The sequence below is a fragment of the Azospirillum melinis genome (assembly GCF_013340935.1).
Classification (GTDB): domain Bacteria; phylum Pseudomonadota; class Alphaproteobacteria; order Azospirillales; family Azospirillaceae; genus Azospirillum; species Azospirillum melinis.
Genome location: NZ_WHOS01000002.1, coordinates 269,932 through 282,195, shown reverse-complemented (window position 1 = coordinate 282,195; position 12,264 = coordinate 269,932). Strand labels below are relative to the sequence as shown.

Annotated in this window: 12 protein-coding genes; 7 read left to right on the top strand and 5 right to left on the bottom strand. The window is 65.6% G+C overall.

From position 1 onward, the window contains the following. Nucleotides 1-7: 7 nt before the first annotated feature. From GBZ48_RS02945 to deoC, 4 genes are all read right to left on the bottom strand, one after another. Entirely contained in the window at nucleotides 8-985 is a 978-nt protein-coding gene (locus GBZ48_RS02945) for an ABC transporter permease (RefSeq protein ID WP_174469634.1), read from the bottom strand. Between the two features lie 11 nt (nucleotides 986-996). Then, nucleotides 997-2,499 carry a sugar ABC transporter ATP-binding protein gene (locus tag GBZ48_RS02940; RefSeq protein WP_174469633.1) on the bottom strand — a complete coding sequence of 501 codons (1,503 nt, stop codon included), beginning with the start codon at nucleotides 2,497-2,499 and terminating at the stop codon, nucleotides 997-999. An 84-nt stretch (nucleotides 2,500-2,583) separates the two neighbouring features. Continuing rightward, on the bottom strand, nucleotides 2,584-3,630 hold the full coding sequence (locus tag GBZ48_RS02935) for an autoinducer 2 ABC transporter substrate-binding protein (protein ID WP_109047330.1): 1,047 nt from the start codon (nucleotides 3,628-3,630) through the stop codon (nucleotides 2,584-2,586). 186 nt (nucleotides 3,631-3,816) lie between these two features. Continuing rightward, nucleotides 3,817-4,488 carry a deoxyribose-phosphate aldolase gene (gene deoC / locus GBZ48_RS02930; protein ID WP_174469632.1) on the bottom strand — a complete coding sequence of 224 codons (672 nt, stop codon included), beginning with the start codon at nucleotides 4,486-4,488 and terminating at the stop codon, nucleotides 3,817-3,819. Nucleotides 4,489-4,775: 287 nt separating this feature from the next. On the opposite strand from deoC, the gene GBZ48_RS02925 reads away from it, so the two are divergent. Continuing rightward, nucleotides 4,776-5,543 carry a DeoR/GlpR family DNA-binding transcription regulator gene (locus GBZ48_RS02925; RefSeq protein WP_174469631.1) on the top strand — a complete coding sequence of 256 codons (768 nt, stop codon included), beginning with the start codon at nucleotides 4,776-4,778 and terminating at the stop codon, nucleotides 5,541-5,543. Nucleotides 5,544-5,552: 9 nt separating this feature from the next. Here GBZ48_RS02925 and GBZ48_RS02920 read toward each other — a convergent pair whose 3' ends face one another. Continuing rightward, on the bottom strand, nucleotides 5,553-6,500 hold the full coding sequence (locus GBZ48_RS02920) for a LysR family transcriptional regulator (RefSeq protein WP_174469630.1): 948 nt from the start codon (nucleotides 6,498-6,500) through the stop codon (nucleotides 5,553-5,555). 123 nt (nucleotides 6,501-6,623) lie between these two features. Here GBZ48_RS02920 and GBZ48_RS02915 point away from each other — a divergent pair, with 123 nt between their 5' ends. The 6 genes from GBZ48_RS02915 to GBZ48_RS02890 are packed head-to-tail and all read left to right on the top strand — an operon-like array spanning nucleotide 6,624 to nucleotide 12,251. Beyond that, nucleotides 6,624-8,120, top strand: a complete 1,497-nt coding sequence (locus GBZ48_RS02915) for a form I ribulose bisphosphate carboxylase large subunit (RefSeq protein WP_174469629.1) — start codon at nucleotides 6,624-6,626, stop codon at nucleotides 8,118-8,120. Between the two features lie 13 nt (nucleotides 8,121-8,133). Then, nucleotides 8,134-8,574: a ribulose bisphosphate carboxylase small subunit gene (locus tag GBZ48_RS02910; protein WP_174469628.1), complete on the top strand. Its 441-nt coding sequence runs from the start codon at nucleotides 8,134-8,136 to the stop codon at nucleotides 8,572-8,574. Beyond that, a complete protein-coding gene (gene rpe / locus GBZ48_RS02905) occupies nucleotides 8,564-9,286 on the top strand; it encodes a ribulose-phosphate 3-epimerase (RefSeq protein ID WP_174469627.1) in 723 nt (240 codons plus the stop codon). Before GBZ48_RS02910 ends, rpe begins: the two co-directional genes overlap by 11 nt. Further along, nucleotides 9,283-10,203, top strand: a complete 921-nt coding sequence (cbbX, locus tag GBZ48_RS02900; RefSeq protein WP_246306945.1) for a CbbX protein — start codon at nucleotides 9,283-9,285, stop codon at nucleotides 10,201-10,203. The genes rpe and cbbX overlap by 4 nt, the downstream gene beginning before the upstream one ends. Nucleotides 10,204-10,249: 46 nt before the next feature. After that, a complete protein-coding gene (locus tag GBZ48_RS02895; RefSeq protein ID WP_174469625.1) occupies nucleotides 10,250-11,362 on the top strand; it encodes a class 1 fructose-bisphosphatase in 1,113 nt (370 codons plus the stop codon). Nucleotides 11,363-11,375: 13 nt separating this feature from the next. Further along, entirely contained in the window at nucleotides 11,376-12,251 is an 876-nt protein-coding gene (locus tag GBZ48_RS02890) for a phosphoribulokinase (RefSeq protein ID WP_174469624.1), read from the top strand. Nucleotides 12,252-12,264 lie beyond the last annotated feature (13 nt).

Sequence of the window (12,264 nt, the reverse complement as noted above, 5' to 3'; positions counted from 1 at the left end):
CGCCTCCTCACGCCGCCCGGCGGCGGTCGCGCCACGCCGACAGTGCGGTCGCGGCGATGACGATCAGACCCACGACGACGAGCTGCCAGGTGGTGTCCACGCGCATGATGATCAGGCTGTTCTTGACCATCACCAGCATGAAGACGCCGAGCATGGTGCCGAGCACGCTGCCCCGCCCGCCGAAGATCGACGCCCCGCCCAACACCACCGCGGCGATGACGTCCAGTTCAAGACCCACGAAGTCGCGCGGGTTGGCCAGCCAGATCATGCCGCTGTGCAGAAGCCCGGCGAAACCGGCCAGCGCGCCGGCGACGCAGTAGATGAAGAAGATGGTCTTGCGCAAATCGAAGCCGGCGCGCCGCGCCGCCTCGGGATCGCCGCCCAGCGCATAGGCGCTGCGGCCGATCATGGTGTGGCGCAGCACCAGATGCATGGCGAGCGCCAGCCCGAGATAGATCAGCACCATCGCCGTCAGGCCATAGGTGGTGCCGTCGGCCTTGGTGACGCTGACCACGTCGGTGCGGCCGAAGTTGATCAGCGCGGTCGGCATCTTGTTGATGTTGATCATGCTGGTGCCGACGACGCCCAGCAGGAAGCCGCGCACCATGGCGCTGGTGCCCAGCGTCACGATCAGCGGGATCATGCGGAACTTGTAGACGAAGAAGCCGTTCACCGCGCCGAACGCCAGCCCCATGATCGTGGCGGCCAGCAGCGGCAGGACGACGCCGTTGTATTCCAGCGCCAGCATGCCCTTGATCGTCAGGTACATGGCGGCGACGGCGAAGGCCGGGAACGACACGTCGATGCCGCCGGAGATCAGCACCAGCAGCACGCCCATCGCCATGATGCCGATGATGACGTTGCTGCGCATCAGGCTGAACAGGTTGTCGAGCTGCCAGAAGGCGGGGTTGATCGTGCCGATGAGGACCATGGCGAGCAGCAGGATGCCCGCGATGACCGTTTCCGACCGGCGGAGCAGGGCCATCGGTTCCTCCCTCAGGTAAAGGTCTTGAGCCGGTCGCTGACCGTCTCTTCGGTGACGGCGGCGGCGGGCAGATCCTCGATGAAGCGCCCGCGATGCATCAGCACGATGCGGTTGCAGTTCTGCACCAGCTCCAGCACGTCGTCGGAGATCATCAGGACGGCGAGGCCGTGATGCTGCGCCAGCTCCCGGATCTTGGCATGGATCTCCGCCTTGGACCCGACATCGACGCCGACCGTCGGGCCGTTGAGGATCAGCACGCGGGCGTCGGTCAGCAGCCAGCGGGCCAGCACCACGCGCTGCTGGTTGCCGCCCGAGAGCTGCATCACCGGCTTCTCGGCGGTGGGGGTGGCGATCTGCATGGCGCGGACCATGCCCTGCGTCATCTCCTCTGCACGCTCGCGGTCGATCACCAGCTTGGGCGCCAGCCGCTCGTAGGAGGTGGCGAGCATGTTGCGCTTGATGCTCTGCGGCAGGAACAGCCCTTCGGTCAGCCGGTCCTCCGGCACATAGGCGATACCGGCGGCGATGGCCTCCTGGGTCGTGCGCAGCCTCACTGGCGCGCCGTCGATCAGGATTTCGCCTTCATAGCGCGGCACCATGCCGAACAGCGCCAGGGCCAGATCGGTACGGCCGGAACCGAGCAGGCCGGACAGCCCGACGATCTCGCCCGGCCGGATGGCGAGGCTCAGATCCTCGCATTTGCCGGGCACGGTCAGGCTGCGGATTTCCAGCCGGGGCGCCGGCGGCGGGCCGGGCGGCGGGGTCCAGACATAGGGTTGGTTGAGGATGTCGCCGCCGGTCATGTGGCGGGTGATCAGCGCCTCGTCGAAGTCGCCGGTCGGCCCCTCCGCCACCTTGCGGCCGTTGCGGATCACGGTGATGCGTTCGCTGATCTCCAGCATCTCCCGCATCTTGTGGCTGACGAACAGGATGGCGATGCCGCGCGCCTGGATGTCGCGGACGATGCGGAACAGCGTCTCGACCTCCTTGCGGGTCAAGGCGGTGGTCGGCTCGTCCATGATGATCAGGCGGGCGTCAGACATCAGCGCGCGGGCGATGGCGACCAGCTGCTTGCCGGCGGTCGGCAGCGACGCGACCTCCGCGTCCAGATCCAGCTCCACGCCCAGCCGGTCGACCGCCTCGCGGGCGATGGCGCGGGTGCGCCGCCAGTTCATCAAGCGCCGCTTCTCGCCGAGATGAACGTTCATCGCCAGATTTTCGGCGACCGTCAAATTCCCGAACAGGGAGAAGTCCTGGTAGATGACCTGGACGCCGTGGGCGATGGCCTCGATCGGCGACATGCCGGGCATCGTCTTGCCGTCGATCAGGATCTCGCCGCCGTCCGGTTGGTAGACGCCGGACATGATCTTGATGACGGTGGATTTGCCCGACCCGTTCTCGCCGGCCAGGCAATGGATCTCGCCAGGCTTGATGACCAGCGACATGGCGTCCAGCGCCACGACGCCGGCAAACACCTTCCGGATGTTCCGGAGTTCGATGAAACCGTCCGACATGTCTTCCGCCCGGCGGTTCGAGGAAAGGGTGAAGATGCGGGCGCCGGCCGTCGTTTCCGGCCGCCGGCGCCCGTGTCCGTGTCATCAGAAGTCGTAGGAGCCCATGTTTTCCTTGGTGACGCCGACCCAGCCCTGGCCGTACAGCAGGTTGGCCTTTGCCCCCTGCGGCGTCGTCAGGGCGGTGTAGCCCGGCAGGCCCAGGTTCAGGCCGGCCTTGATCTGGTCCTTCTTGCCGTCCAGCGCCATCACCGCCAGCATGTTCATGGCATAGCCGGCGACCGCCGGATCCCAGAACTGGATGTACTGGATGTCGCCCTGGGTCAGGTACTGGCCGGCCACCGACACCAGACCCGTGCCGGAGAAGAACAGCTTGTTCTTCAGCCCACGTTCCGCCACCAGACGGCCGGCGCCGGCCGAGGTCGGCATCGGACCGCCGACGATGCCCTTCAGGTCCGGATATGTCGTCAGGACTTCCTTCAGCTTATTGTAGTCGGTGTTGGCGTCGTCATAAGTCTCCAGACGGTTGGTCACCATCTGCATCTTCGGGAAATGTTCCTTCTGATAGGCGACGGCACCGTCGATCCACTCGTTCTGCGACTTCGAGGTCAGGCTGCCGACGGTGCAGACATACTTGCCCTCGCCGCCCATCGCCTTGCCCAGCACTTCCATCAGCTTGGCGCCGTAGGCGAAGTTGTCGAAGGCCTCCAGCACATAGTCGGCGTTCTGGATGTTCGACGCCTCATGCGCGATCACCACGATGCCGCGGTCGCGCGCCTTCTTCAGCACCGGCTCCACGGCCTCGACCGAGAAGGGGACGATGGCGATGGCGTCGACGCCCTGGGCGATCAGGTTCTCGACCAGCTGGACCTGCGCCGCCGCGTCGGCCTGGCTCGGCCCCACCATCCAGGTGTCGTGGCCGGTGTCGCTGGCGAACTGCTTCACGCCGTCGCGCATGCGGTCGAACCAGGCGATGCCGTCGACCTTCACCACGGTGGCGATGGTGTATTTCTTCTTGGTGGCGTCGGACTTCAGCGTCTTGACGGCATCCGGAGTCGGAACCGGATCGGCGGCCATCGCCGGCCCGGCGACCAGCGATGCGGCGACGATGAGCGAGGACAGCAACTTCTTCATGTCGGCGTGACTCCCATGAGAGGCGATTCGCACGGCACGGCGGGGACGGAACTCCGCAACCCGCCGGCAGCACCGGGGTGTTTGCCACCCCCTCCGCGTTCCGTTTTTGATGATGCCGTGCCGGGCGGGACGGACGGAACTCCCGCCCGACCGGCACGCTACGCTACGTGTGCGAAGCTGGCGGCCTCAGCCGCCGATGATCGCCACGCTGGCGCTGGCGCCGATGCGCGAGGCACCGGCCGCGATCATGCGGCGGGCGTCCTCGGTGGTCCGCACGCCGCCCGACGCCTTGACGCCCATGCCGTCGCCGACGGTCCGGCGCATCAGCGCCACATCCTCGGCGGTGGCACCACCCCCGGCGAAGCCGGTGGAGGTCTTGACGAAATCGGCCCCGGCCTCCTGCGACAGGCGGCAGGCCAGGATCTTCTCCTCGTCGGTGAGCAGGCTGGTCTCGATGATGACCTTCAGCAGGGCGTTGCCACAGGCTCGCTTGACCTCGGCGATGTCGTCGCGCACCTCGCTTGTCCGCCCGGCTTTCAGCAGGCCGATGGGGATCACCATGTCGACCTCGCGGGCGCCATGGCGAACCACCCACTCGGCCTCGTCCGCCTTGATCGCCGAAGGATCGGCGCCGAAGGGGAAGCAGATGACGGCGCAGGGCGCCACCGGCGATCCGGCCAGCCGTTCGGTCACCAGTGGGATGAAGACGGGGTTGACGCAGACCGCCTTGAAGGCGTGCGCACGCGCCTCGTCGCACAGCCGCTCGACCTCGGCGGGCTGGGCATCGGGACGCAACAGAGTGTGGTCGATGAACGGAGCCAGACCGGCCGGCTCCGCCGGAACGCTGGGTATCGGCATATTGGTCCTCCCGGGGAGCCCCTTGTCCTTGGGGGCTCTCCTCGATTGTCGCCGGGATGCCGACACCGCTTCAGAGTTCCCCTTTGGGAGCATCCTACGATGTTAACATCCTAACATTTTCTGAAAGGATAGTTTCACGCTGTCGCGCACTGTGTCAAGATCAATGCACGCGATTGTGATCTTGACCACGGCCCTCCTGTTCAAGGTTTGCACCATTGGGATTAACCCGTGTGGATTGTAAGGTGTGGCCGCTGGCGGGAAGGGCGGAAACGGTGCGGAATGCGGACATGTCGATGAGAAAGGCCGAGCGTCTGAACCGGTTGCAGTCCGCCTTGGATGCCGACGGCTATCTTCGGCTGAAGGATGCGGCGCGGCTGCTGGGCGTATCGGAAATGACGGTGCGGCGCGATATCGCGTCCTGCGGCGGACGATTCGCCTATCTTGGCGGCTACATCGCCGGCGGGCTGGAGAGCGCAGGAGGTATGGGTTACATCCTGGATCGCGAGCGGGACGCCCACATTGAAATGAAGCGCACCGCCTGCGAGGCGGCGGCAAGCCTGCTGAAGCCGGGTGAAACGGTCTTCATCGATTGTGGCACCACCACCACCCATCTCGCCAGCCGCATCCCCGCCGACAGCCAGATCACCGTGGTCTGTTACGCGATGAACATTGCGGAGATCGTCTGCAAGAAGCCCGGCGTACGTGTGGTCATGCTGGGCGGCCTTTACCATGCCTCCTCCGCCTCCTTCTCCAGTCCGGAATCGCTGGAGATGCTGCGGGGCATCGGCATCAACACCGCCTTCATCTCGGCCGGCGGCGTGCACGAGTCGCTGGGGATCAGCTGCTCGAACTTCCATGAGGTGGAGATCAAGCAGACGGCCATCGCCAACGCGGTGACCAGGGCGCTGGTCATCGACAGCAGCAAGTTCGATCAGGTCAAACCGGCCTTCTTCGCCAAGCTCGACAGTTTCGATTTCCTGTGTTGCGATGACGGATTGGACGCCGCAAGGTCGGAACGGTTGACCGCCGCCGGGGTGCGCATCGTGCTGGCCTGACGCCAGGACTCAGGTGCCGGGGGCCAGCGCCCGGTGGCCGGCATGGAGGCTGTCGATGATTGCCTGTCCGCGCTCCAGCAGATAGCTGCGCAACTGTGCATGGACCGGTAGCAGCGGCAGGCTGCGGCGGTGGGCGATGTACCATGACCGCATCAGCGGCAGTCCCTCCACCCTCAGCTCGCTCAACATGCCCAGTGCCAGTTCCAGGTTCACGGTGTGGCGGGACAGCAGGGCGACACCGATTCCGGCCATCACCGCCTGCTTGATCGTCTCGTTGCTGCTGGATGTCATGACGATGTGCGGGGAGAAACCCTGGCCCTGGAAATAGGCATCGGTGAGCGCCCGCGTGCCGGCCCCTTCCTCCCGTGCGATGAAGTCGCTGTCGGCCAAGTCGGACAGGCGGAGTGTCGGGGCCTGGGCCAGCGGATGGCTCGGCGCGCAGATGATGATGCTGGGATGGCGGGCGAACGGTTCGGCCAGCAACTCATCCGCATCCAAAGGTCGGCCCATGATGGCAAGATCGACCTCGCCCTTCGCCACCATCGCATTCACTTCGCGCCGGTTGCCATCCTGGAGATGGATCGATACGCCCGGCCGCTCCGCCTGGAAGCGGGACACCATGTGCGGGGCGATGTATTTGGCGGTGCTGACAAGCCCGATGGTGACGTTGCCGCCGGTAACCCCCTTCAGCGCCTGCATTCGCCGGTCGGCATTGTCCAGCGCCTGGAGGATCAGCGTCGCGTGTTCCAGCAGGTCGCGCCCCGCCTCCGTCAGGACGACGCCCCGGCCCACCCGCTCGAACAGCGGGAAGCTACAATGGCCCTCCACCTGCTTGATCTGGAACGAGACCGCGCCGGGCGTCAGGCCGAACTGTTCCGCCACGCGGGCGAAGGACAGGTTGCGGGCGGCGGCGGTGAAGATCTGAAGCTGGCGCAGAGTGGCATGCTGGATGGTCATCGGCTGGCGCCATTCACGAGGAATACCTATCCATACTGTGCTGCGTATTTGAATTTTCCTCAATAGTACGTAGGGCTAACGTTTTCGTCGAACGAACCGAACGTCACCGACGAGGTGAGGACGATGAATTACGTATCGACAGCGCTCCCTCCTGATGAGAAGGCCGGCGACGCGGTCGTCAGCGATCCCAAGGCCCGTTACCGGCCCGGTGTGCTGAAATACCGGCAGATGGGCTATTGGGAGCCGGACTACGAACCGAAGGACACCGACATTCTCGCCGTCTTCCGCATCACGCCGCAGGATGGCGTCGATCCGGAGGAAGCGGCAGCGGCGGTTGCCGGCGAGAGTTCCACCGCCACCTGGACCGTGGTTTGGACCGACCGCTTGACCGACTGTGAGCGCTACCGGGCCAAGGCCTTCCGCGTCGATCCGGTGCCCGGTATGCCCGGACAGTATTTCGCCTACATCGCCTATGAACTCGACCTGTTCGAGGAAGGGTCGATCGCCAACCTGACCGCGTCGATCATCGGCAACGTCTTCGGCTTCAAGCCTCTGAAGGGTCTGCGGCTCGAGGATATGCGAATCCCCATCGCCTATCTCAAAACCTTCCAGGGGCCGGCGACCGGCATCGTGGTGGAGCGCGAGCGGCTGAACAATTTCGGCCGGCCATTGCTGGGCGCCACCATGAAGCCGAAGCTGGGCCTGTCCGGCCGCAACTATGGTCGCGTGGTGTATGAGGCGCTGAAGGGTGGGCTCGATTTCACCAAGGACGACGAGAACATCAACTCGCAGCCCTTCATGCACTGGCGCGACCGCTTCCTCTACTGCATGGAGGGGGTGAACCGTGCCACTGCCGAGACCGGGGAAATCAAGGGCACCTACCTGAATGTCACCGCCGCCACCATGGAGGACATGTACGAGCGCGCCGAGTTCGCCAAGGAACTGGGCAGCGTCATCGTCATGATCGATCTGGTGATCGGCTATACCGCGATCCAGTCGATGGCGAAGTGGGCGCGGCGCAACGACATGATCCTGCATCTGCACCGCGCCGGCCATTCCACCTACACCCGGCAGAAGAGCCACGGCGTGTCGTTCCGCGTCATCGCCAAGTGGATGCGCATGGCCGGCGTCGACCATATTCATGCCGGCACCGTCGTCGGCAAGCTGGAGGGCGATCCCAACGTCATCCGCGGCATCTACGACACCTGCCGCGAAACCCATGTTCCACAGAATCTCCAGCACGGCATTTTCTTCGACCAGCCCTGGGCCGGTCTGAAACGGATGATGCCGGTGGCGTCCGGTGGCATCCATGCCGGGCAGATGCACCAGCTGCTGACCTATCTGGGCGAGGATGTGATCCTGCAGTTCGGCGGCGGAACCATCGGCCATCCCGACGGCATTCAGGCCGGTGCCACCGCCAACCGTGTCGCTCTGGAGACGATGGTCAAGGCCCGCAATGAGGGCCGCGACATCTGGAACGAGGGGCCGGAAATCCTGCGCGAGGCCGCCCGCTGGTGCGCTCCGCTGCGTGCGGCGCTCGACACCTGGAAGGACGTGACCTTCGATTACGCCTCCACCGACAGCGTCGATTACGTCCCCACCCCCACCGCGGCGATGTGAAGGAGCGATTCCCATGCGGCTGACCCAGGGCCAGTTCTCCTTCCTGCCGGATTTGACGGACGAGGAGATCACCAAGCAGGTGCAATACGCCCTCGACCAGGGCTGGGCCGTGGCGGTGGAGTTCACCGACGACCCACACCCGCGCAACAGCTATTGGACGATGTGGGGCAACCCCATGTTCGACCTGCGCGACGCCAAGGGCGTGATGATGGAGATCGACGCCTGCCGCGCCGCCCATCCCGACCAATATGTCAAGGTTCTCGCCTTCGACAGTTCGCACGGCTTCGAGACGGTGCGCATGGCGTTCCTGATCAACCGCCCGGCGGAGGAACCCGGCTTCGAGCTGCTGCGTGCGGAAGGGCCGGGGCGCCGCATCGGCTACACGGTGCGCAGCTATGCCACCGGTCGTCCTCCCGGGGAGCGCTATGGCGGGGAGACCCGTCATGGGACGTGAGCTTGGAGCCGGACATCTCCTCGCCCCTTCGATCCTCTCGGCCGACTTCGCGCGGCTGGGCGAGGAGGTGCAGCGGGTGGTGGAGGCCGGATGCGAGGTCATCCATGTCGACGTGATGGACAATCATTACGTCCCGAACCTGACCATCGGCCCGCTGGTCTGCGCCGCCATCCGCCCGTGCACCCGCGCCATCATCGACGTGCATCTGATGGTGCGTCCGGCCGATGCGCTGGTGGCGCCGTTCGCCAAGGCCGGCGCTGACATCATCAGTTTCCACCCCGAGGCATCGGACCATCCCGACCGGACCCTGGCGCTGATCCGTGAACAGGGCTGCCGCGCCGGTCTGGCGCTGAATCCGGCCACGCCACTGACCCATCTCGACCATGTGATGGACCGGCTGGACCTGATCCTCGTCATGTCGGTCAATCCCGGCTTCGGCGGCCAGTCCTTCATCCCCTCCGCGTTCGAAAAGATTGCCGAAGTCCGCCGCCGGATCGACCGCCACCGCGAGCGTACCGGCCGCGACATCCGGCTGGAGGTGGACGGCGGCATCAAGCCTGACAACATCCGCGCCGTGGCCGATGCCGGCGCCGACATCTTCGTCGCCGGATCCGCCATCTTCGGCGCGGCGGATGCCGACGGTGGCTATCGCGGCGTGGTCGGGCGGATGCGCGCCGCCCTGATGGCCGAACCGGAATGGAGGGCGGCATGAGCGGGACCACCGGCCTTCTCGACCAGGAGACCCGTGACCGGCCGTCCGACACTCCGTCCGTCGATCTCGACGCGCTTTACCGGGAGTCCGGCATCGGCGGAATGCTGGCGGGGATGGATCGCGAACTGGTCGGGCTGAAGCCGGTGAAGACCCGCATCCGCGAGATCGCCGCCCTGCTGCTGGTGGAGCGCGCCCGCCGCAGCATCGGCCTTCGGGCAGAGCCGCCGTCGCTGCACATGTGCTTCACCGGCAATCCCGGCACCGGCAAGACCAGTGTGGCGCGGCGCATGGCCGGGCTTCTCCATGGGCTGGGCTACATCCGCCGCGACCATGTGGTCAGCGTTACCCGTGACGATCTGGTCGGCCAGTATATCGGCCACACGGCACCCAAGACGAAGGAGGTGCTGAAGCGCGCCATGGGCGGCGTGCTGTTCATCGACGAGGCCTATTACCTCTACCGGCCGGAGAACGAGCGCGATTACGGGCAGGAAGCCATCGAAATCCTGCTCCAGGTGATGGAGGACAACCGCGACGACCTCGTGGTGATCCTCGCCGGCTACCGCGACCGCATGGAGGTTTTCTTCCGCTCCAATCCCGGCATGGCGTCGCGCATCGCCCACCATGTCGATTTCCCCGACTACGAGGCGGAAGAGTTGCTGGATATCGCTCGGCTGATGACGGCGGGCATGCAGTACCGCCTAGCGCCGGAGGCCGAACGGGCGATGGCCGATTACATCCTGCGCCGCATGGCCCAGCCGCGCTTCGCCAACGCCCGCTCCATCCGCAACGCGCTGGACCGTGCCCGCCTGCGTCAGGCCAACCGCCTGTTCGAAGCGCGCGGCAACGCCATCGCCGCCGCCGACCTGCTGACCATCGCCGAGGAGGACATCCGCCGGAGCCGCGTCTTCACACAATAGGCCGGCAGCAAGCCGGCCGCACATAACACCGAGAGAGGGGGAACCGATGCCGCACCGTCACACCACCTTCAGCAAATTCATCATCGAGGACCAGCGCCGCCGCGGCGGGGCCGACACCGACCTGACGGCCCTGCTCAACGACGTACAGACCGCGTGCAAGTTCATCGCCAGTGCCGCCGCCCGCGGATCGCTGGCTCCGTCCGCCGGCCAGCCGGCGGTTCCGGCTCCCGAACCCGGCGTCAACGTTCATGGCGAGACGCAGAAGCCGCTCGACCTGATCGCCAACGAGATCATGCTGCGCACCTGCGAGTATGGCGGCAAGCTCTGCGGCATGGCGTCGGAGGAGATGGAGGAGCCCTACCGCATCCCCCGCGAATATCCGCGCGGCCGCTATCTGCTGGCCTTCGATCCGCTGGACGGCTCGTCGAACGTCGACGTCAATCTGACCGTCGGCACCATCTTCTCCATCCTCAAGGCGCCCGATGGCGTGGACGAGCCGGAGGTGGAGCATTTCCTGCAGCCCGGTACGCAACAGGTGGCGGCCGGCTTCGCCCTCTACGGTCCGGCCGACATGATCATCGCCACCTTCGGCGAGGGCGTGCACGGCTTTACCCTGGATCGCGAAATCGGCGCCTACACTCTGACCCACCCGGACATGCGCATCCCCGACCATGTCTGCGAGTTCGCCATCAACAGCTCCAACGCCCGTTTCTGGGAGCCGCCGGTCCGCATGTATGTCGAGGAGTGCATCAAGGGCAGTTCCGGCCCGCGCGAAACGGATTTCAACATGCGCTGGATCGCATCCCTGGTGGCGGAGGTCTACCGGATCCTGATCCGCGGCGGCGTCTTCCTCTATCCGCGCGACGCCAGACCGACTCACAAGCCGGGCAGGCTGCGCCTTCTCTACGAGGCCAACCCCATCGCCATGCTGGTGGAGCAGGCGGGCGGGGCGGCCAGCACCGGGCGGCAGCGCATTCTCGACATCAAGCCGATGGCCCTGCACCAGCGTGTGCCTGTCATTCTAGGATCGAAGGCGGAGGTGGAGCGGCTGGTCGCCTATCACGCCGCCTACGACCGCGGGGAGGAGCTGACCTTCCACGCCCCGCTGTTCGGCAGCCGGTCGCTGTTCCTCGCCTCCGAAACCGCGGCACTCGGCTGAGGGAGATCACACCATGTCGGCCCGTCATCCGATCATCGTCGTCACCGGTTCCTCCGGCGCCGGAACGACCACCGTCACCCGCACCTTCCAGCAGATCTTCCGCAGGGAGAGCATCGCCGCCGCCATCGTCGAGGGCGACAGCTTCCACCGCTACGACCGGCGGGAGATGCGCGCCAAGGTCGCCGAAGCGCAGGAGGAGCCCCATTCGACCTTCAGCCATTTCGGTCCCGACGCCAACCTGTTCGAGGAGTTGGACGATCTGTTCCGCAGCTATGGTGAGACCGGCGGCGGCCGGTTCCGCCGCTATCTGCATGACGCCAAGGAGGCCGAGCCCTACGGCCAGGACCCCGGCACCTTCACGCCGTGGGAGGAGATCGAACCTGGCACCGACCTGCTGTTCTATGAGGGGCTGCACGGCTGCGTGCGCACCGAGCGCGTCGATCTCGCCCGTCATGCCGACCTGAAGATCGGCGTCGTTCCCATCGTGAACCTCGAATGGATTCAGAAGATCCACCGTGACCGCAACATGCGCGGCTATTCGGAGGAGGCCATCGTCGACACCATTCTGCGGCGCATGCCCGATTACGTGAAATACATCTGCCCGCAATTCAGCAGCACCGACGTGAATTTCCAGCGTGTGCCGACGGTGGACACCAGCAATCCCTTCATCGCCCGCGACATTCCGACCTCCGACGAGAGCATGCTGGTCATCCGCTTCACCCGGCCGAAGGGCATCGATTTCCCTTATCTGCTGTCGATGCTGAAGGACAGCTTCATGACCCGGCCCAACACCATCGTCTGTCCGGGCGACAAGATGGCACTGGCGATGCAGCTGATCTTCACGCCGATGATCTGGCAGCTCGCTGACCGCAAGAAGAAGGCGTTCTGAGCGGGGCGCCGAA

What these genes read in the sequence shown, in the direction of transcription:
- GBZ48_RS02940 (WP_174469633.1), bottom strand. Translation starts at nt 2,499, where the DNA reads ATGTCGGACGGTTTCATCGAACTCCGGAACATCCGGAAGGTGTTTGCC.
- GBZ48_RS02910 (WP_174469628.1), top strand. Translation starts at nt 8,134, where the DNA reads ATGCGGCTGACCCAGGGCCAGTTCTCCTTCCTGCCGGATTTGACGGAC.
- GBZ48_RS02925 (WP_174469631.1), top strand. Translation starts at nt 4,776, where the DNA reads ATGTCGATGAGAAAGGCCGAGCGTCTGAACCGGTTGCAGTCCGCCTTG.
- GBZ48_RS02935 (WP_109047330.1), bottom strand. Translation starts at nt 3,630, where the DNA reads ATGAAGAAGTTGCTGTCCTCGCTCATCGTCGCCGCATCGCTGGTCGCC.
- cbbX (WP_246306945.1), top strand. Translation starts at nt 9,283, where the DNA reads ATGAGCGGGACCACCGGCCTTCTCGACCAGGAGACCCGTGACCGGCCG.
- GBZ48_RS02945 (WP_174469634.1), bottom strand. Translation starts at nt 985, where the DNA reads ATGGCCCTGCTCCGCCGGTCGGAAACGGTCATCGCGGGCATCCTGCTG.
- GBZ48_RS02920 (WP_174469630.1), bottom strand. Translation starts at nt 6,500, where the DNA reads ATGACCATCCAGCATGCCACTCTGCGCCAGCTTCAGATCTTCACCGCC.
- GBZ48_RS02895 (WP_174469625.1), top strand. Translation starts at nt 10,250, where the DNA reads ATGCCGCACCGTCACACCACCTTCAGCAAATTCATCATCGAGGACCAG.
- GBZ48_RS02890 (WP_174469624.1), top strand. Translation starts at nt 11,376, where the DNA reads ATGTCGGCCCGTCATCCGATCATCGTCGTCACCGGTTCCTCCGGCGCC.
- GBZ48_RS02915 (WP_174469629.1), top strand. Translation starts at nt 6,624, where the DNA reads ATGAATTACGTATCGACAGCGCTCCCTCCTGATGAGAAGGCCGGCGAC.
- rpe (WP_174469627.1), top strand. Translation starts at nt 8,564, where the DNA reads ATGGGACGTGAGCTTGGAGCCGGACATCTCCTCGCCCCTTCGATCCTC.
- deoC (WP_174469632.1), bottom strand. Translation starts at nt 4,488, where the DNA reads ATGCCGATACCCAGCGTTCCGGCGGAGCCGGCCGGTCTGGCTCCGTTC.